At 66.6% G+C, this 17,125-nt stretch carries 16 protein-coding genes; 9 read left to right on the forward strand and 7 right to left on the reverse strand.

Features of this window, described 5'->3' with window-relative positions; all coding sequences use genetic code 11:
* Positions 1–25: 25 nt before the first annotated feature.
* On the reverse strand, positions 26–2,011 hold the full coding sequence (locus M3M54_RS03745; RefSeq protein ID WP_249020845.1) for an O-antigen ligase family protein: 1,986 nt from the start codon (positions 2,009–2,011) through the stop codon (positions 26–28).
* A gap of 110 nt (positions 2,012–2,121) precedes the next feature.
* On the opposite strand from M3M54_RS03745, the gene M3M54_RS03750 reads away from it, so the two are divergent.
* Positions 2,122–2,595: a hypothetical protein gene (locus M3M54_RS03750; RefSeq protein WP_249020846.1), complete on the forward strand. Its 474-nt coding sequence runs from the start codon at positions 2,122–2,124 to the stop codon at positions 2,593–2,595.
* Between the two features lie 109 nt (positions 2,596–2,704).
* Positions 2,705–3,406 (forward strand): L,D-transpeptidase, encoded by a 702-nt coding sequence (locus tag M3M54_RS03755; protein WP_249020847.1) that lies wholly within the window; start codon positions 2,705–2,707, stop codon positions 3,404–3,406.
* A 24-nt stretch (positions 3,407–3,430) separates the two neighbouring features.
* Here M3M54_RS03755 and M3M54_RS03760 read toward each other — a convergent pair whose 3' ends face one another.
* Complete coding sequence (locus M3M54_RS03760) at positions 3,431–4,621, reverse strand: hypothetical protein (RefSeq protein ID WP_249020848.1); 1,191 nt, start codon at positions 4,619–4,621, stop codon at positions 3,431–3,433.
* Between the two features lie 207 nt (positions 4,622–4,828).
* Between M3M54_RS03760 and M3M54_RS03765 the strand changes: the two genes are divergently transcribed.
* From M3M54_RS03765 to M3M54_RS03790, 6 genes are all read left to right on the forward strand, one after another.
* Entirely contained in the window at positions 4,829–4,999 is a 171-nt protein-coding gene (locus M3M54_RS03765) for a hypothetical protein (protein ID WP_249020849.1), read from the forward strand.
* Between the two features lie 37 nt (positions 5,000–5,036).
* Entirely contained in the window at positions 5,037–5,228 is a 192-nt protein-coding gene (locus M3M54_RS03770; protein WP_249020850.1) for a hypothetical protein, read from the forward strand.
* Positions 5,229–5,238: 10 nt separating this feature from the next.
* Positions 5,239–5,547, forward strand: a complete 309-nt coding sequence (locus M3M54_RS03775; RefSeq protein WP_249020851.1) for a hypothetical protein — start codon at positions 5,239–5,241, stop codon at positions 5,545–5,547.
* 114 nt (positions 5,548–5,661) lie between these two features.
* Complete coding sequence (gene ilvB, locus M3M54_RS03780) at positions 5,662–7,332, forward strand: biosynthetic-type acetolactate synthase large subunit (protein ID WP_249020852.1); 1,671 nt, start codon at positions 5,662–5,664, stop codon at positions 7,330–7,332.
* A gap of 11 nt (positions 7,333–7,343) precedes the next feature.
* On the forward strand, positions 7,344–7,901 hold the full coding sequence (gene ilvN, locus M3M54_RS03785) for an acetolactate synthase small subunit (RefSeq protein WP_249020853.1): 558 nt from the start codon (positions 7,344–7,346) through the stop codon (positions 7,899–7,901).
* A 146-nt stretch (positions 7,902–8,047) separates the two neighbouring features.
* Positions 8,048–9,331, forward strand: a complete 1,284-nt coding sequence (locus tag M3M54_RS03790) for an isochorismate synthase MenF (RefSeq protein ID WP_249020854.1) — start codon at positions 8,048–8,050, stop codon at positions 9,329–9,331.
* A gap of 196 nt (positions 9,332–9,527) precedes the next feature.
* On the opposite strand, the gene M3M54_RS03795 is transcribed toward M3M54_RS03790, so the two are convergent.
* Both M3M54_RS03795 and menD read right to left on the reverse strand, forming a co-directional pair.
* Positions 9,528–11,258: an ABC transporter ATP-binding protein gene (locus M3M54_RS03795; RefSeq protein WP_249020855.1), complete on the reverse strand. Its 1,731-nt coding sequence runs from the start codon at positions 11,256–11,258 to the stop codon at positions 9,528–9,530.
* A 455-nt stretch (positions 11,259–11,713) separates the two neighbouring features.
* Complete coding sequence (menD, locus tag M3M54_RS03800) at positions 11,714–13,507, reverse strand: 2-succinyl-5-enolpyruvyl-6-hydroxy-3-cyclohexene-1-carboxylic-acid synthase (protein ID WP_249020856.1); 1,794 nt, start codon at positions 13,505–13,507, stop codon at positions 11,714–11,716.
* Positions 13,508–13,516: 9 nt separating this feature from the next.
* Between menD and menH the strand changes: the two genes are divergently transcribed.
* On the forward strand, positions 13,517–14,242 hold the full coding sequence (menH, locus tag M3M54_RS03805; protein ID WP_249020857.1) for a 2-succinyl-6-hydroxy-2,4-cyclohexadiene-1-carboxylate synthase: 726 nt from the start codon (positions 13,517–13,519) through the stop codon (positions 14,240–14,242).
* A 53-nt stretch (positions 14,243–14,295) separates the two neighbouring features.
* Here the strand turns inward: menH and M3M54_RS03810 are convergent, their stop codons facing one another.
* The 3 genes from M3M54_RS03810 to menB are packed head-to-tail and all read right to left on the reverse strand — an operon-like array spanning position 14,296 to position 17,104.
* Complete coding sequence (locus tag M3M54_RS03810; RefSeq protein ID WP_249020858.1) at positions 14,296–15,348, reverse strand: mandelate racemase/muconate lactonizing enzyme family protein; 1,053 nt, start codon at positions 15,346–15,348, stop codon at positions 14,296–14,298.
* Positions 15,345–16,244, reverse strand: a complete 900-nt coding sequence (locus M3M54_RS03815; RefSeq protein WP_249020859.1) for a 1,4-dihydroxy-2-naphthoate polyprenyltransferase — start codon at positions 16,242–16,244, stop codon at positions 15,345–15,347. Before M3M54_RS03815 ends, M3M54_RS03810 begins: the two co-directional genes overlap by 4 nt.
* Positions 16,244–17,104, reverse strand: coding sequence for a 1,4-dihydroxy-2-naphthoyl-CoA synthase (menB, locus tag M3M54_RS03820; RefSeq protein ID WP_249020860.1), 861 nt, complete (start codon positions 17,102–17,104; stop codon positions 16,244–16,246). Before menB ends, M3M54_RS03815 begins: the two co-directional genes overlap by 1 nt.
* Positions 17,105–17,125: the final 21 nt, after the last annotated feature.

The following is a 17,125-nucleotide window of genomic DNA, read 5'->3' on the forward strand; positions in this document are numbered from 1 at the left end:
TGGTAGGACGTAGACGATTCCCGCTTCATCCGCCGAACAGCGTCGATGTTGGGTAGAGCAGCCGGGCACGCTGGTAGTCGGCTAGCGCCCTGACTGGGTGGTCGAGTTCGGTCTCGATCCGCGCTGCCGTCAGCCACAGGGTGTAGTTGTCGGGCTCGTGCTTGACAGCGATGCTGATCTCGTGCGCCGCGTTCGGGATGTCGTCTGCCTGCTCATACACCAGCGCCGCCTGCAGAAATGGCGATGCGGCTCCGGGCTCGACCGCTGCCGCGTTGCGGGCATCAGCAAGAGCGATGCGGAGATTGCCAGCACGCTCCGCCGCCTGGCTTGCGCGCACCTCAATCGTGCTGGTCAGCGGAATCACGATGAGCACGATCGCAAGCAGCGCCGCTGCCACGGCGGCAGTTCTGCCTGCGACATTGCGCCAGCGGTGAGCGCCACTGGCCGCAGAACTCGGTGAGCGCCGGCGCGCTGCGCCGAAGACGACCGCCACGAGCAGCATGGTGACCATCGGTACGACCCCGATCTGCCAGACCCAGTCGAACGAGGCAGCGCCGATGAACGCGACAACCGCGGCAGTTGCTGCCGCGATCAGCGCTCGCTCCGGCTCGGTGCGCTGGAGCGAGCGCAGTGCCCCAAACGCCACCACGAGTACGAAGAACCCTGCGATCAGCAGCCAGCCGACGATCCCCGTCTCCGCCAGCGTCTCAAACCACAGCGAGTGCGCGTTCAGGATGAACTCAGCGTGCGCCGGTGTCGTGTGCGCCTGCCAGTAGTAGCGGTAGGTGCCCGGGCCGATGCCGTGTACGGGGCTGCTCAGAAACGCCCGCCAAGCGACCTGCCAGTACTGGTAGCGGTGGCTGCCGGCAAGCGAAAGGAGCCGGCTGTACTGGCTTGCGCCATGCGACGGCGCCCACTGCTTGAACTGCGAGAAGAGGCGCCCCACGAGACCGCTGGCGGCTGCAATCGCCGCCACGATCGCAAACGCCGCGATGATCACGCCGGTGGTCGCCTGTGCGCCCCGGCGCGAGAACTCAAGCCAGCGCGGGCGCCTGCCACGACGCATCACAAGCTGAAGCAGAAACTGCAGCACAGCCACTGCGGCCATCACCACAACCAGGATGAGCAGCATCGAGTGCCGTTGCGCCGGCGGTGCCGCGGTGATCGAATCGCGCAGCGCCGGACGGCCCAGTAGCGCCACCATCAGTACCGCGATGCCCAAACCGCTGAGCGCCAGTGTCACGAGGCGCGGGATTCGATCCGGCATCAGCGCCACGAACGCGACGAGCGCCAGCGCCGCAGCCAGAATGCCGCCACGCGAGACGGTCATGGCAAGGCACAGGAGCACGGGCTGAAGCAGCCCCGCCGCACCAGCGCGCACCCAGAGGTTGCGTGCGCTGCTTGCCATGTAGAGCAGCAGCGGGACTGCGAGCGCCGCGTACTCGCCGACGCCGTCGGCATAGTCAAACGGGTAGCTGAGTCGTGCGGTCGCGTAGAAGCTGCTGGCCGCGTTGGCGGGGAAGAGGCTGGGTGTGAGCTTCGAGAGGACCGCAAGCAGGCTGACAGCCGCGATTCCGCAGGCGAGCCCGCCAACCAGGGCGCGCGCGTTGTCTGCACGTACGGCGCAGAGGCCGAGCACCAGCACGCCGAGGTAGGTCGACACGCGACAGACCTGGTCCAACGTGCGCTGGTGGCTGGTGGTCCACGACAGGCCAGTCCACGTCCAGAGCAGAAAGCCCGCCAGGAGCGCAGCCGCGATCCAGCCGGCACCGGGGATGGTGGTGCGCGGCAGTGCGCCCACGAGCACGCCCAGCAGCACCAGCCACCACACAACGAACCCGATTTCGCTGCGTACGACGATGTCGTAGCCGCCACCTGAAAGCGCCAGGTAGACGCTCAGCGCCAGCGCCCCAGCGAATGTGAGCAGACTTCGAACGCTGCTCGCGTGTCCGCGAGCAGCGTTCGTGCCGAGCAGCATCGTTGGCGCCGGTGCACCCGTAGCGTCAGCCATGTGCACGCTCGTACTGCCCACGGCGACAGCCTACGGTGGTAGAGTCACGCCTGTTCGGCCTCTTGCGGGAGCAAGTGGCGTGGTCGACTCCATCGCAGGGGGTTGTGAAATTGCGCAAAGCCATCTCGACGTTCGTGGTTTTCTGTGCGTTTATAGCTGGGGCCTCGGGCGTTGCGGTGGCCGCTAGCACGCACACTGGCACACACACAGGCAGGCACGTCCTGCCGGCAAGGTGCGGCACGAAGTACACGCCACAATGCACCAGGCCGCACATCACCAACCGAGCGCCGAGCGCGAAGTGTGTAAACAGCGGCACCAGGTATACGCTGCCGCTGCTGCGCTTCACCTCAAACGCCGGTATCCGTCGGATCCAGATCCGCATGGGTAGGAAGGTCCTGCGCACGATTCGGTTCAAGGGCCGCGGGCCTGTGCGCTGGATCGTCAAGGGCTTCAAGATCCCGACGCTCGCGCTCGGCTCGGGAGGCCACGCGCTCACGATCCGGGTGACAGACGTCAAGGGTCGCTCCGTGAGCAAGACGCTGCACTTTGCGGTCTGCGTCTCGACGCCCGTGTTCACAGGCTGAGATGGCGCAGGCGCCGGCAGGTGGGGGCGCTCCCGCTGAGTGGAATGGGGTCCGTGCGCCGCAGCGCACGGACCCGGCGGCGGCTCGAGTGAGGACGCTCGCAGCGTCGGTGGCGCTCCTAGCCGCTGTCGCGCTTGCACTTGTCGCGGCGGTAAGCGCCCGAGCGGCGAACGCCCGGGGCGCTGCCAAGAACCCCTATGACGTGATCACGCGCTTCGCGGTTGCGAACGTGCAGAAGCCGATCTACCGGCAGCCGGACGTGCACTCGCGCTTGGTTAACAAGCTGAGCTTCTACACAACCGACACCGAGGCGCTTCAGACCTACCGCTTCATCGCCGCAAAGCGGGTGCACGGAGTACTTTGGGAGCACATCGACGTCCCGATGCGCCCCAACGGCCAGACTGGCTGGGTCAAGCGTGCCTGGCTCGGTCCGGTGAAGACCGCGGACACGCTGATCATCGTCAAGCGTCGACTCGAGCGTCTGTGGGTCTACCGACGCGGCGTGATGATCTTTACCTCGCCGGTCGGTGTCGGCAACTGGGCAAGCGGCTGGGCGACGCCACCAGGGCACTTCTGGATCGATCAAGGGTTCACGTCAACCGACCCGTTCTACGGACCGTGGGCCTTTGGCACCACGGACTTTTCCAACGACACGCAGTTCCCGGACGGCTCGATCGTCGGCATCCACGGCACCAATGCGCCGTGGCTGATTCCGGGTGATCCGTCTCACGGTTGCGTACGCCTGCAGGACCCGGAGATCCTCAAGCTCAAGCCGTTGGTCGGCATCGGCACAGCGGTTTGGATCGAGTAATGCCGCTGGTCGCGCCGTAAGGGATCAGGTCCGCCGCCAGCGCCGGCTGGCGTGCATACGCCGGCGTATCAGATGCCGTCGGCGCCTGAGTGCGCGGGACATCTGGGAGCGCCTTGCACGCGCGGCCGATGCGCTCACAGGGTACGGCGCCTGCACGACGCTGCTGAGCGCCGCCCAGCGGTTGCCCTGCGAGGCCTCGTTGTAGTTGAACCACAGAATCAGCTTCGGATGTCCGTACTGGAGCACCTCGTTACGCAGCTCGAGCTGCACCGCCGCAGACGGGTACTGGAGCAGGCTTCCGCATTGCGCTTGGCTCATGCTCGCGGTACAGACGCCGACCGCTTCGCCATCCCAGATGTTGTCCCCGAAGGTGAATGCCTGCAGGATGAACGCGGAGGCGGTTCCGTTTTGTGCGGCGGCGCGGGCGTCCTGCTGCACACCCTGCTGGATCGCTTGCCAGGTCGCGCTGTTGTTTGAGTAGGGCAGCAACGAGGAGGTCGTGACCGGGTAGATCTCGTTGCCGATCGTCGCGCCCGCGCTGTAGTAGGTGGTGCCCTGGCCCTCACTGGAGCCGACCATGATCATGTGGTTGGGATCAGCGGCGCGGATCGCGGCGACATACTGCGTGAGGCCGGGCAGTTCTGACGGCGTGAGCGTGGAGTCGTCGGCGGCGTAGTAGCCGTAGGTCGCCGGTAGCGCCCCAAGCCACTGAATCATGTACTGCAGAACCTGCGAGGTGCCGGTGCAGCCGCAGGCTGCGCTGAACTGGGGCCAGTCCGCGGCCGCGCTCTGGCCGATCCAGGCGCTGCCCCAGAAACCTGGGTCGTTGATCTGCCACATCAGGGATACGCCGACGCTCTGGGCGTAGGCCGCGTAGGCCGAGAGCTCTGCCAGCGAATCGCCCTGCATGCCCACGACCGCGACCTGCATGCCAGCGGCGTGCAGTTGCGTGAGCTGTTGCTCGCAGGTCGTGAGCGCGGAGTTGTTGAGCGCGCAGCCTGCAAAGATGCCCTCCGCCGGGAGCGCTGCGGCGCTTTGAGCCTGCCTGGAGGTGGCTTGCTGGCTTATGTTGTGGGCGTCCACTTGGGGGCTGAGTGGCCTCGTAAGCGCGAGCGCGCTGCGGGCTTCGACCATCAGCGCTGCCGCGAGGATGAGGACAACAATCGAGAGGTAGGTGAGCGCGGCGGTGCGGCTGAGGCGGCGCGATTTCTGCATGCCTCAGGCATCGGGCCAAGCTTCGTCGTTGCGGAAGCGCGTTGGTCCGAAGCTGGACGGCTGTCCCTGCACGCGCCGGACGTTTGTTCTACCTGAGCGCAGGCGGAGCCGTGCTCGGTCCGATCTGGACCATCGGAGCACGCGACGGCGGCGAAGATTGGACAGGCGGCCAGTGTCCCCTCGAGCCCTGGCGGTCAGCATGTGTCCATGACCACAACACCGAACAAATCAAGGCTCATACTGGTTTACGGCGGTCGTGCCAACACGGAGGTGCCGGGCTCGATGCCGGTGCGTCGCTACCGTCTGGCGCGTGTCAGCTCCGGCCGGGACGAGTACTCGGCCAAGTCGCCGGCCGGTTACCGCGACCGCAACCGGTAGTCACACGCCGCGGCGCGTGGAGCGCTACGCTTGACATATGGCCCGCCAGCTTGAGCGCACCCGCAGCGGCCACCCGGTCTTGCGCAAGGCCGCAGCGACGCTGATTGTCGTGGCGGCTGCGGTGCTCGTTTTTCACGTGATCGCTGGGCTGGTGGTGGCCGTTTTCTGGGTGGTTGCCGTGATCGCCGTGATCGTCGCGGTGATCTGGGCCGCCAAAGAGCTGCTCTGAGGGTCAGGCAGTGGACACATACGGGTTTGGCCTCATCGTCATCCTTTTTTTCTTTGGCCTGGCGGGCGGCTATGTCGGCAAGGTCAAGGGCAGTTCGTTCACGATCTGGTTTCTGGTTTCGTTCTGCGTCCCGTTCATCGGGCTGCTGACGGCCGTGCTCTACCGCTATGAGAACCAGGAGCTGCGCCGGCAATGCCCGCGCTGTCACAAGGTCGTAAGGCTCTACGACGCCGTCTGCATGCGCTGCGGGTACGAGCTCGAGTTTCCTGAGGTCGCGATCGCGCCTGAGGCGCAGCTTCGCAACGGCGTCGCCCGCTGAGGAACCGAGTCTGGCCCTCGTCTGGGCAACGTTGCGCCAGCGAATAGACTGAAACGCACCGACAGGCGCGGAGCGGCCGCGCCATTTGCGAGTTCTGGAAAGGAGGCGAGCGCTATGCGTGCAGTCGACGCACTGATGGAATGTCTCAAGGCAGAGGGTGTCGAGGTCGTATTCGGCCTGCCCGGCGGCGCGAACCTCCCCACCTACGACGCCTTCTACGACGCCGGTATCCGGCACATTCTCGTGCGCCACGAAGCGGGCGGGGGCCACGCCGCCGAGGGGTACGCGAAGGCCACCGGCAAGGTTGGCGTGGCGCTCGGCACAAGCGGCCCTGGGGCGACCAACCTGGTCACGCCGATCTGTGACGCGATGATGGACTCGGTGCCCGTCGTGTTTCTGACCGGCCAGGTCCGCACCGAGCTGCTCGGCACAGACGGCTTTCAGGAAGCGGACACGATCGGCATCACGATGCCGATCGTCAAGCACAGCATGATGATCCAGCATCCGCTGGAGCTGCCACGCGCGATCCACGAGGCGTTCCACATCGCCCGGACCGGGCGGCCCGGGCCGGTGGTCGTTGACATACCAACCGATCTCAGCCGCGCTGACATCCCCTATGAGCCGATCACCGACGTGCACCTGCCCGGCTACCAGCCGACCACGGACGGCAACCAGAAGCAGATCCGGCTGGCGGCCAAGGCGCTTGCCAACGCCCGCAGGCCCGTGATCTACGCGGGCGGGGGCGCGGTGGGCGCATCAGCCGAGCTGCGTGAGCTGGCGACATCAGACAGGCTGCCGGTCACCTGCACGGTTATGGGGCTCGGCAGCTTCCCGGCAAGCCATCCGCAGTGGCTTGGGATGCTCGGCATGCACGGCACGCGCACCGCCAACTACGCGATGGATGAGGCGGACCTGATCGTCGCGATCGGCGCGCGCTTTGACGACCGCGTGACCGCGAAGCTCTCGGAGTTTGCGCCGCACGCGAAGTTCATTCACATCGACATCGACCCGGCCGAGATCTCAAAGAACGTGCCGGCGCACATCCCAATCGTCGGCTATGCGTCGAACATCCTGCCGCGGCTCACGACCGAGTACCGCGCGCTCAAGCCGGATCCAGCTCGGCTCGAGGAGTGGTGGCATCGGATCGAATCCTGGCGCGCGCGCTACCCGCTTGCCTACAGCGACAGCGACGACTCCGAGATCAAGCCGCAGTACATGGTTCAGGCGCTCTTTGAGGCGACCGAGGGCAATGCGATCGTCGCAAGCGATGTTGGCCAGCACCAGATGTGGGCGGCACAGCACTACCACTTTGACCGTCCTCGGCAGTGGATCAACTCCGGCGGCCTTGGCACCATGGGCTTTGGCCTGCCCGCTGCGATGGGCGCGAAGGTCGGAAGGCCTGAGGAGATGGTGGTGTGCATCACCGGCGACGGCTCTTTTCAGATGAACACCCAGGAGCTCGCGACCTGCGCGCAGAACGGCATAGACGTCAAGGTGTTCGTCATGAACAACGGCTACCTCGGCATGGTGCGCCAGTGGCAGGAGCTCTTCTGGGACCGCCGCTACAGCCAGGTGCACACCGGTCAGTACCCGGACTTCGTTAAGCTGGCCGAGGCCTACGGCGCGACCGGCGTGCGTCTGACTGACAAGCACACGCTCGTTGAGGGCATGCGCCAGGCACTGGCCACAGACGGCCCGGTGGTCGTTGATGTCCGGGTCTCCGCCGAGGAGAACGTGTACCCGATGATCGCGCCCGGACAGGCCGCGCGCGACATGGTCGGCTGAGGGAGGGACTGATGGGCGAACCAGGAACCAAGGAGCTTCTCTCTCTAGAGGAGCTGGAGGCAGCAGGCAGTTTCCGCACTGGCCGTAAACACATCCTCTCGATCCTCGTCGAGAACAAGCCCGGCGCGCTCACTCGCATCACCGGACTGTTCGCGCGGCGGGGCTTCAACATCGACACGCTTGCAGTGGGGCCCACGGATGACGAGACGATCTCCCGCATCACGCTCACGCTGGACGGCGCGGTGCAGTCGATTGATCAGGTCACCAAACAGCTGCACAAGCTGGTCAACGTGCTCAAGATCCGCGACCTCGAGCCGACGGAGACGATGGCCCGCGAGCTCGCGCTGTTCAAGATCTCCGCTGATGGTGGGAGCCGGGCCGAGGTGATGCAGGTGTGTGAGATCTTCCGCGCCAAGATCGTCGATGTGAGCAAGCGCACGCTGGTCGCCGAGGTCACCGGCACCCAGGAGAAGATCGACGCGTTTGAGCGGCTGGTGCGACCCTTCGGGCTCGTGGAAATGGCACGAACCGGGGAGATCGCGATAGCTCGCGGCCGGGCGGAGACCTGACGCTCACGCACGCGACAGCCGAGTGGCTATCGGCGGGGGCGCAGGCGCGCCTGCGCTCACGCGTCCGCACCGCTGCCCGCCGCGCCAAGCCAGGCTCGCCGATCGTCGTCAGCGTCAGCGAAGAGCTGACCGGAGAGCACGATCCGGTGGCGATCGCGCTCTCAAGCCGGGCCGGGCATGAGCGCTGGTATGTGCTCGAGCAACCCGCCCGAGTGAGCACCGCGCACGCCGGCTTGGGCGCCGCGCTCAGGCTTGACGCTGAAGGCCCCGAACGCTTCCGTGAGCTCGAGCGTCGCTGGATGGCCCTTGCCGAGCGGGCGCTCAGCGACGCGGGCGGCGATCCGCCTGGCTCCGGCCTCGTCGCCTACGCGGGCTTCGCGTTCGCTGAGGACGGTGGCTCAAGCCCGGCATGGCAGGGCTTTGGGCCGGGCTCGCTGACCGTTCCGGCGGTGTGGTTCGCACGCCGTGGTCAGAGCACCTGGATCACCTGCAACGTTGCGGTCCACAGTCGCGACGCAGACCCCGACGCCGTCCTCAGCGAAGTGCAGGACCTGCTTACAGGCCTGCGCGAACAGCCACTACCCATGCTCGACCCCGCGCCGGTGGGGCGTTTTACGGTCCACAGCCCAATGCCGCCAGCGCACTACGAGGAGGCCGTGCGCAGCGCCGTCAGGCGCATCCGTGCGGGTGAGCTCCAGAAGATCGTGTTGGCGCGGGAGGTCCAGGTCCAGGCGCCGGTGGCGCACGATCCGGCAGCGGTCCTTGATGTGCTGCGCCACGGTTTTCCAGAGTGCTTTGTATACGCCGCCGGCCGTGGCGACGCGACCTTCATCGGCGCGACCCCCGAGCTGTTGGTGCGCCGTGAGGGCATGCGCGCAAGCACCGTTGCGCTTGCCGGATCGACGCGCCGCAGCTCGGACCCGGCGGTTGATGACCATCTGGGGGAGAGCCTGCTGCGCAGCGATAAGAACCGCCACGAGAACCTGCTGGTCGCCGAGCGGATCGCCCGTCAGCTCAAGCCATATGCTGTCTGGGTGACGACCGCGCCGGAGCCGGTGCTCGTGCGGGTCGCGAACATCCAGCACCTCGCCGCGCCGATCCGCGCGCAGCTGCGCAGGCCCGTTGGTGTGCTCACGCTTGCAGGTGCACTGCACCCCACACCTGCCGTCGGTGGCGAACCCGGAATTGCGGCGCAGCGGCTCATACCTGCACTGGAAGGTCTTGACCGCGGCTGGTACGCCGGTGCGCTCGGCTGGACCGACACCGCCGGTGACGGAGAGTTCTGCGTCACCCTGCGCTGCGCGCTGCTGCGCGGTCGGGACGCATCCTGCTATGCCGGCTGCGGCATCGTCGCCGACTCTGACCCAGCTGCCGAACTCGAGGAGACGGAGATCAAGCTGCAAGCGCTGCTTCCGGTGTTGTCCGGCTGACGGCGCGGGGATGCCCCGTGGCGCTCAGGCCTCGGCAGCGCCCAGTCAGGCGGTGTTCGGTGCTGCATGACGTGGACCCCCTATCAGCCCCCGCGCTTCCGTGTCCCGGAACCGCAAGTGGCGAGCAAGCGACCTCTAGCGTCGGGTGGTTCCTTCGGCGGCTCCGGATCTGCGGCGAGTTGCCTGATTCAGCTGGTCAATCTAAGGAGGTGAGCCTGGCCAGCGTTGTCGGCGCCGTAAGGCTAGCTGCGACGGCTGAGCGATAATACCCGCCACAACTCAGAAGCTCAGCCACAGAGCCAAATGCCTCGACCGCACCGTCAACGATAACGAGAACTCGCTCGCAGATCTCAAGGGTTGACATTCGGTGCGCGACCACAACGAGTGTCAAGTTGCCGCGTAGACGCATAAGCGAGTCTTGGATCAGTTGCTCAGCCAGCGGATCCAGAGCGCTCGTGGGCTCGTCGAGGATGAGGAGCGCCGGTTCGGCGGCGAGCGCGCGCGCCAGACAGATGCGCTGCTGCTGGCCGCCAGATATGGCATCAGCGCGTGGGCCGACCATCGTGTTGTAGCCGTCGCTCCAGCGCATAATGTCGTCGTGGATGCCTGCATCGATCGCAGCGCGCATCACGGCATCGTCTGGAATCTCCCTAAAAAACCTGATGTTCTCGGTAACCGAAGCGTGCAGCAAGCGAGGCTCCTGGGGGACGTAGGCAACTGCCCTGTTCCACGACTCGTTGGTGTACTCACCGACGCCACGACCGTTGATCAGGTATTCACCGGACGTCGGCGGCCGAAGGCCGAGCAGGATCTGAACTAGCGTCGACTTGCCCGCGCCAGATGGCCCGACGACGCCAATGGTCTCGCCTCCCACCACTTCCAGGTTCAGGTGCTTCAGCGCCGCCATCGCGCGGTCGTACGAAAATGAGACATCACGAAGCTCAAGAGTCTTGAGTTCTCCGAGCGGCTCGGCCCCAGTCGGCGCAGCGCTTTCCCGGTATGCACGCTCAGCTGCCCTTAGCCGATCTACGTAAGGCTGTGACTGGCGGAGCGTCTGAATCCCGGACTGAACGGCCTGTCCATAGGAGCCGGAGCGCACCAGCATGAGCACCACCACGCCGAGCGCGCCCAAGTTGGCGGGTGCGGCGTAATAGAGGACCAGCAGCGACACGACGAGTAACAGGTAGATCAAGCTTTGGTAGACGGTGCTCACGAGCCTTGCCAGCCAGTTCACGTGAAGGTTCGGACGGTGAAAGGAGGCTATAAACGCGTCTAGGCGCTCTCTTTGTTTCGCTTGTGCCCCAAAGACGTGCGTTTCCTCAGCGAGACGGACCGCCTCGTTGACGCCTCCAGCGTACGCGAGCCAGCCCTCTGAGAGGGCGGCAGCACGTCTTTGGCCCAGATTGCCTAATGGCCGCAGAACAGCCGCAAGGGTCCCGGCCACCAGGATGATTCCGAGCGCGGCGAACGGACTCAGGGCAACAGCTGAGATTACCAGCACCAGAAATGTCAAAGCTGCTGTAATCAAGGCTGCGGCAGCAGAGTAGGCCTGGATGGCGCTATTGATGTGATTGGTGATCAGCTCTTGGAAGTGGCCCTCGCGGTCGCGTGACTGCACATTCCATGAGGCGCGGGTGAATGCGTCGAAGAGATCGCTACGGAGCGTCGCCTGCATTGAGGTGACGATCCTGGCTGGTATAAACGAGGTGACCAACCCAAGCGCGAGCCTTGCGAGCGCGAGGCCGATTCCGAGCACGAGCAGTGCGCCAATCGACGCATGCAGCCGGACGGGTCCCAGAGTAGTGGCGATGTCTGACTGATGCTTTGCGATCAGCAGCGCGGTTTCTGCTAGCACCGCCAATACGCCAGCCTCTGCAAAGCCACCGGCGACGGAGGACAAGGCCAGTCCAGCCATCGAAAGCGGCATCGCTGACAGCAGGTGTCGGATCTGCTCCCAGACAAATGACTTTGGCAAGGAGTCGGCAGGCGTTGAATCTTGAGATCGTTTGCGACTAGAGGGGCTCAGCATGGCTCAGATGACGGAAGGTAGGGCCTCAGATTTGTGCCAATACACCATCGCCGGTCGTCTCGCAGTGTGTCCTACCAAACCGTAGTCGACATGCTGTAAGGCAGTCTTTAGCTCTCCGAACGTTTCGCTCGTCAATTGTGGTGGCAGGTGCCTGTTGGCAGCGTGCGCGTTGTTCTGAGTGGGACTTTGATAATAGACTGATTCAGTCGACGTCAGGGCTGCAACCCCAGGCGCTGTACTTGCGCCGCCCTCCGCCCATCAGGAGAGTCCAATTTAGCCCACCATGTGGCGCGTTGGCCCACGGTGTGGCGCGAAGACGAGTGCAATGCTTGGATCTAGAACCGTCCGGGGTCTCAGTACGTGGAGCTTGCGGTCGGTGCTTGTGGGGCACGGGCGGCCAGCGTCGTCGCTTCGACGTCGGCGTGCAGCTGACGGTTGGTGGCGCGGTCGGTCCGCACCTCGATTATCGCGCTTCCGGTCCCGTGAACGGAGCCGAGCAGTGCTTCGGTGAGTTCGTCGACCTTGGTCACTTGACGGTGTGCGAGGCTGTAGAGCTGGGCTGCCGTTGAGAAATCGAGGCCCGTGGGGGTGGCGATGTGGTGTGTGAAGGCTTCGCCCTGGGTTGAGACGGGAAGGAAGTCGAAGATCCCGCCGCCGGAGTTGTTTAGCAGCACGATCGTGATTTTGAGGCCGAGGCGTGAGGCGGCCAGCAGGCCGCCGATGTCGTGTACGAGCGTGACGTCACCGAGCAGGAGCACGACCTCGGCGCCGGTTGCCGCCGCACCAAGCGCGGTTGAGACGGTGCCGTCGATGCCGTTGGCGCCCCGGTTTGCCAGCACGCGCAGTGGCTCGTTGAGAGCGGGAAAGAACTCCTCGACATCACGGATCGGCATCGACGCGCCTACGACAAGAGTCACGTCCGGCGGCAGCAGCTGGGCGAGTGCTGTGACCGCAGCTGGTTCGCTCAGTCCGGCGTCGCGCAGCGGCGCAGCGATAGCGTGCGCGACGGCGCTGTCAGCCGTGCTCCATTGCTGGAGCCAGCCGCTGTCGCTGAAGCTGGTGCTGTTGCTGTTGGCGTACACGCTTTCGAGAATGCAAAGCAGCTGGTCGGTGCTCCCGACGATCCGCTCGCCGACCCGTGCTGCCGGGTCGCTCCAGCGCTCATCGGGCGCCAGAAGAATGTGCTGTGCCGTGTCCGCCGCTGCGACCCAGTTGCGCAGCGGTTTTGAGGTCGGTAGCTCACCGATCCGCCAGATCACCTCCGGGGTGAGCGCCGCCGCGCTGTCGGGGTCGCGCAGGAGCAGGTCGTAGTGCGCGATCGCCGCGCTGCCGCTGCGCGCACCCGAGAGCGGATCTGCCAGCAGCGGCACCCCAGCCCGGGCCGCCAGCGCGGCGAGCCGCAGGCCCTGCGCACGCCAGTCCGCTTCGCTACGGGCGCCACCAAGCTCACCGGCGATGATCACAGCCCGCTTGCCGGCCAGCTCAGGTTCAGCGACGACCTCCGGCAGGTCAGTGGCCAGTCGGCCTGCGTGAGACTCGCTGACCCAGGGGCGGCCACCGGCACGTCCGCCAGCATGCAGCTCGTCAACCTCGAGCGGCCTTGCCAGAACAAGCGGCTCGCGCAACGGGATGTTGATGTGCACCGGACCGGGACGGTCGCCAAGCGCCGTCCAATATGCACGACATGCCAGCGAGCGAACCCAGCGCAAACGCTCCTGGCTGGCCTCCGGCACGCCCAGCTCGCAAAACCATTTCACGTTCTCGCCGTAGAGCTTGAGCTGATCGATCGTCTGGCCGGCGCCGACATCCCGTAGCTCCGGTGGCCGGTCCGCGGTCAGGATGATCAGCGGCACGGCCGCGTAACGCGCCTCCACAACCGCGGGCATCAGGTTCGCGGCCGCCGTGCCCGACGTGCACGTGACCGCAACCGGCCTGCCCGAAGCCTTCGCCGCCCCGAGCGCAAAGAAGCCGCTTGCACGCTCGTCAATGTGCGACCACGCCTGCAGCCGCTCATCACGGGCGATCGACAGCACGATCGGTGTGTTGCGCGACCCCGGCGAGGTACACGCGTGCTGCATACCGCATCGCACCAGCTCATCGAGCAGCGCGCCGATCACCAGATAGCTGTCTTTGGCGGTGGTGGTCATGATGAAAGGATGAAACACGCACCGGTTGCCGTGCTGCTGCACGGCTTCACCAACAGCGGCGCAAGCTGGCAACCGGTCGTCCAGGCGCTCGGCCAACGGTACCGCGCGATCACACCGGACATCCGCGGCCACGCATCCAACGCAGCCGCATGGCCGATCACGCTCGAGGCGGTGATCGCCGATATCACGGCACTGACCCGCGAGGACTTCACACTCACCGGCTACTCACAGGGTGGCAGAATCGCGCTGCATGTCGCCCTTGCGCTGCCACAGCGTGTCCGGCGGCTGGTCCTGATCGGCGCAAGTCCCGGCATCGCCGATGAAGCCGAGCGCGTTGCAAGGCGACTCGCGGACGAGCGCCTGGCCGAACGGATCGAGCGGCTCACGATCGAGCAGTTCGCGCGCGAGTGGGCCCAGACACCGGTGCTCGCGGATGCACCGCCAAGCGTGGCGCAGGCGGCCTACCAGGATCGGTTGCACAGCACGCCCGAAGGGCTTGCCGCTGCGCTGCGTGGTCTCGGGACCGGTGCCCTGCCGCCGCTGTGGGAGCGACTGGGGGAGCTGATGATGCCGGTCACGCTGCTAGCTGGCGCTCGTGACACGAAGTTCACCACGCTCGCACGCGACATGGCGAGCCTGGTCCCCTGTGCGGAAGTCCGGATCGTCCCCGATTCTGGGCATGCTGTGCACCTGGAACGGCCGGACGCCGTCGCCCAGGCGCTGCTTGAAGGTTGAGCGCTCAGCCGCCAGGTCGTCGGCCTATGCGCTGGGGCCGGTCGACCGGCCGCTCAGTACCAGTTCAGTAGCCGGTCGCCGAGTCCCGGGCCGGCAGGTGCGCGGATGAGCCCGTTGGTTGGTTGCAGTGCCGTCGGGACCGGCCGGTCAAAGCGTCCCAGTGTCGCTAGACCGCAGTGGCGATCCGGCCGGACGACGGCGGCGGCGTGCAGTGCTGCCGCGATCCCGAGCGGGCCGTCGAGGGTCGAGGCGATATAGACCTCGTAGCCGAGCTCCCGCGCGCGCGCCGCATCGGCGATCAGGCCGCTGATGCCGCCGCTAGCTGAGACCTTCAGGCACAGGGCGCTGCAGAGTCGGCGGGCGCCATGCGCCAGGGCGGCGCTCGCACTCTCGTCCAGGGAGACGGCAACGTCCGGCAGCCCGCGCGCGAGCGCCTCGGTCACCTCCAGGCCATGCACGGGCTCCTCGAAGAGCTCGATGTCGAAGCGGGCGAGCGCTCGGAGTCGCTCGGGCGCGGTGAGGCGATCCCAGGCGCCGTTTGCGTCGGCGCGGATCAGCATGTCCGGCCCCACGGCCTCGCGCACGGCCTTGAGGCGCTGGCGGTCATCGGGCGTACCGACCTTGACCTTCAGCGCCTCAAAGCCCGCCTCGTGGGCAGCAGCGGCCTCGGCGGCCGCCTCAGCCGGTGCGACCGCCCCGATCGTCGCGTTCAACGGGATCGGTGATGGGTCGCTGGCACCGAGCAGCTCGTGCACGCTCAGGCCGCTGCGGCGGCCGATGAGGTCCCAGAGCGCCATGTCGACGGCTGCCAGCGCCTGCGGCAGCGGGTCGGCTGTCACGCAGGCCGCGACCGCCTCGCGCAGCTCGGACGGGTCCGTTGGCCCCGGCCGTCCCTTGAGCACCATCTGGTGGCGTTCGAGTGCGGCGAGTGCCCGTTCAGTGCTGATGCCGTCGTAGGCCTCAAGCGGTGCGGCTTCGCCGTGACCGCTCAGGCCGTCGGACGTTTCGAGGCGGAGGAGGATGAGCGGGCGAAGCTGCGGGGAACCGGCCGTCGGTCGCAGGGCATCGCTCAGGCCGACGTTGATCAGCCTGGCGGTCGCGATCATCTGCTGAGCAACAGGCCGGCGGCGAGCAGGACGCAGAAGCCAAGCTGCAGCTGGCCGGTGCCAGCCAGCGCCCCGTTCAGCGTCGGCCCGTCGGTGTGCCTGGAGACGACACCTATCAGCCGCCCAGCCAGCGGCAGAGTCGCGAGTGGCAGGAGCAGCCAGGCGCGCAGCGGGCCGAGCAGCCAGGGCAGCAGCGCGACCGGGTAGGCGCAGATCAGCATCGCCGCATACATCGTCCGGGCACGCTCACGCCCCAGGCGGACCGCCAGCGTGCGTTTGTTGGCGCGTCTGTCGGTGTCGAGGTCGCGCACGTTGTTGACCACCAGCACGGCTGCGGCGATCAGCCCCACTGGGACCGAGAGCACAAGCGACTCCCAGCTGAAGTGACGGACCTGCGCGAAGTAGGAGCCGGCAACGGCCGCCACTCCGAAGAAGAGAAAGACGAACACCTCGCCGAGCCCCTCGTAGCCGTAGGGCCGCGGGCCACCGGTGTAGAGCACGCCGGCGATGATCGACGCGACCCCGATCAGCAGGATCTGCCAGCCGGCAACGGCGATCAGATATACGCCGCAGAGGATCGCGATCCCGAAGGTGATGTAGGTCGCGATCAGCACCTGCCGAGGCGGGACCAGCCCGCCGGCGGTCACGCGCACCGGCCCCAGCCGCTCCTCGGTGTCGGCGCCGCGGTGCGCGTCGGAGTAGTCGTTTGAGAGGTTCGCACCGATCTGGATGAAGACCGCGCCCAGCACGGCGGCGACGAACCGCAGCGGATGAAAGACACCGAGAAAGCCGGCGAGCGCGGTTCCCACCAGCACCGGCGCGACGCCGAGCGGCAGCGTGCGTGGCCGGGCCGCCATCACCCAGATGCGCACCGGCCCTGTGGTTGTGGTCGGCATCAGGCGCGGTGCGGGAACTTGGAGAAGTCCGGGCGGCGCTTCTCCAGGTAGGCCTGGCGGCCCTCGGCCGCCTCCTCGCTCATGTAGAAGAGGTAGTTGGCGTCGTGGGCCAGCTGCTGGATACCGGCCATGCCGTCCTCCTCGGCGTTGAAGCTTGCCTTGAGCAGCCGCAGGCTCATGGGGGAGAGCTCAAGCATCTCCCTGCACCAGCGCACCGTCTCGGCCTCGAGCTCGGCGAGCGGCACAACCGCGTTTATGAGGCCCATGTCGAGCGCCTCCTGGGCGCTGTACTGGCGGCAGAGAAACCAGATCTCCTTGGCCTTCTTGGTGCCGACCAGGCGGGCGAGCGCGCTGGCGCCAAAGCCCCCGTCGAATGAGCCGACGCGCGGGCCGGTCTGGCCGAAGCGGGCGTTGTCAGCGGCGATCGTGAGGTCGCAGACGACATGCAGCACATGACCGCCGCCGACGGCGTAGCCCGCGACCATGGCCACCACCGGCTTGGGCAGACGGCGGATCTGGACGTGCAGGTCGGTGACGTGGAAACGCCCGGCCGTCTGGTGGTGACCGGCCTGCGTGGGGTCCGCGCCGGTCACGTAGCCGCCGCGGCTGCCGCGCACGCGCTGATCACCGCCGCTTGAGAAGGCAAGCTCGCCTGCGCCGGTGAGGATGATGACGCCGACCGACTCGTCCTCACGCGCGCGGTTGAAGGCGTCCATCAGCTCGATCACGGTCTCGGGCCGGAACGCGTTGCGCACCTCCGGGCGGTTGATCGTGATCTTCGCGATCCCCGCGTCCTCGCCGGTCGCAAGCTCGTAGCGAATGTCCGCGTAGTCGGCGGCTTTCTCCCAGGTGGTGCTCACGGCGACTCAGACTACCGTTTG

Source organism: Conexibacter sp. S30A1, from assembly GCF_023330665.1.
Classification (GTDB): domain Bacteria; phylum Actinomycetota; class Thermoleophilia; order Solirubrobacterales; family Solirubrobacteraceae; genus Palsa-465.

What these genes read in the sequence shown, in the direction of transcription:
- M3M54_RS03815 (WP_249020859.1), bottom strand. Translation starts at nt 16,244, where the DNA reads ATGCCGACCACAACCACAGGGCCGGTGCGCATCTGGGTGATGGCGGCC.
- M3M54_RS03745 (WP_249020845.1), bottom strand. Translation starts at nt 2,011, where the DNA reads ATGGCTGACGCTACGGGTGCACCGGCGCCAACGATGCTGCTCGGCACG.
- ilvN (WP_249020853.1), top strand. Translation starts at nt 7,344, where the DNA reads ATGGGCGAACCAGGAACCAAGGAGCTTCTCTCTCTAGAGGAGCTGGAG.
- M3M54_RS03770 (WP_249020850.1), top strand. Translation starts at nt 5,037, where the DNA reads ATGGCCCGCCAGCTTGAGCGCACCCGCAGCGGCCACCCGGTCTTGCGC.
- M3M54_RS03765 (WP_249020849.1), top strand. Translation starts at nt 4,829, where the DNA reads ATGACCACAACACCGAACAAATCAAGGCTCATACTGGTTTACGGCGGT.
- ilvB (WP_249020852.1), top strand. Translation starts at nt 5,662, where the DNA reads ATGCGTGCAGTCGACGCACTGATGGAATGTCTCAAGGCAGAGGGTGTC.
- M3M54_RS03795 (WP_249020855.1), bottom strand. Translation starts at nt 11,258, where the DNA reads ATGCCGCTTTCGATGGCTGGACTGGCCTTGTCCTCCGTCGCCGGTGGC.
- menD (WP_249020856.1), bottom strand. Translation starts at nt 13,507, where the DNA reads ATGACCACCACCGCCAAAGACAGCTATCTGGTGATCGGCGCGCTGCTC.
- M3M54_RS03810 (WP_249020858.1), bottom strand. Translation starts at nt 15,348, where the DNA reads ATGATCGCGACCGCCAGGCTGATCAACGTCGGCCTGAGCGATGCCCTG.
- menH (WP_249020857.1), top strand. Translation starts at nt 13,517, where the DNA reads ATGAAACACGCACCGGTTGCCGTGCTGCTGCACGGCTTCACCAACAGC.
- M3M54_RS03760 (WP_249020848.1), bottom strand. Translation starts at nt 4,621, where the DNA reads ATGCAGAAATCGCGCCGCCTCAGCCGCACCGCCGCGCTCACCTACCTC.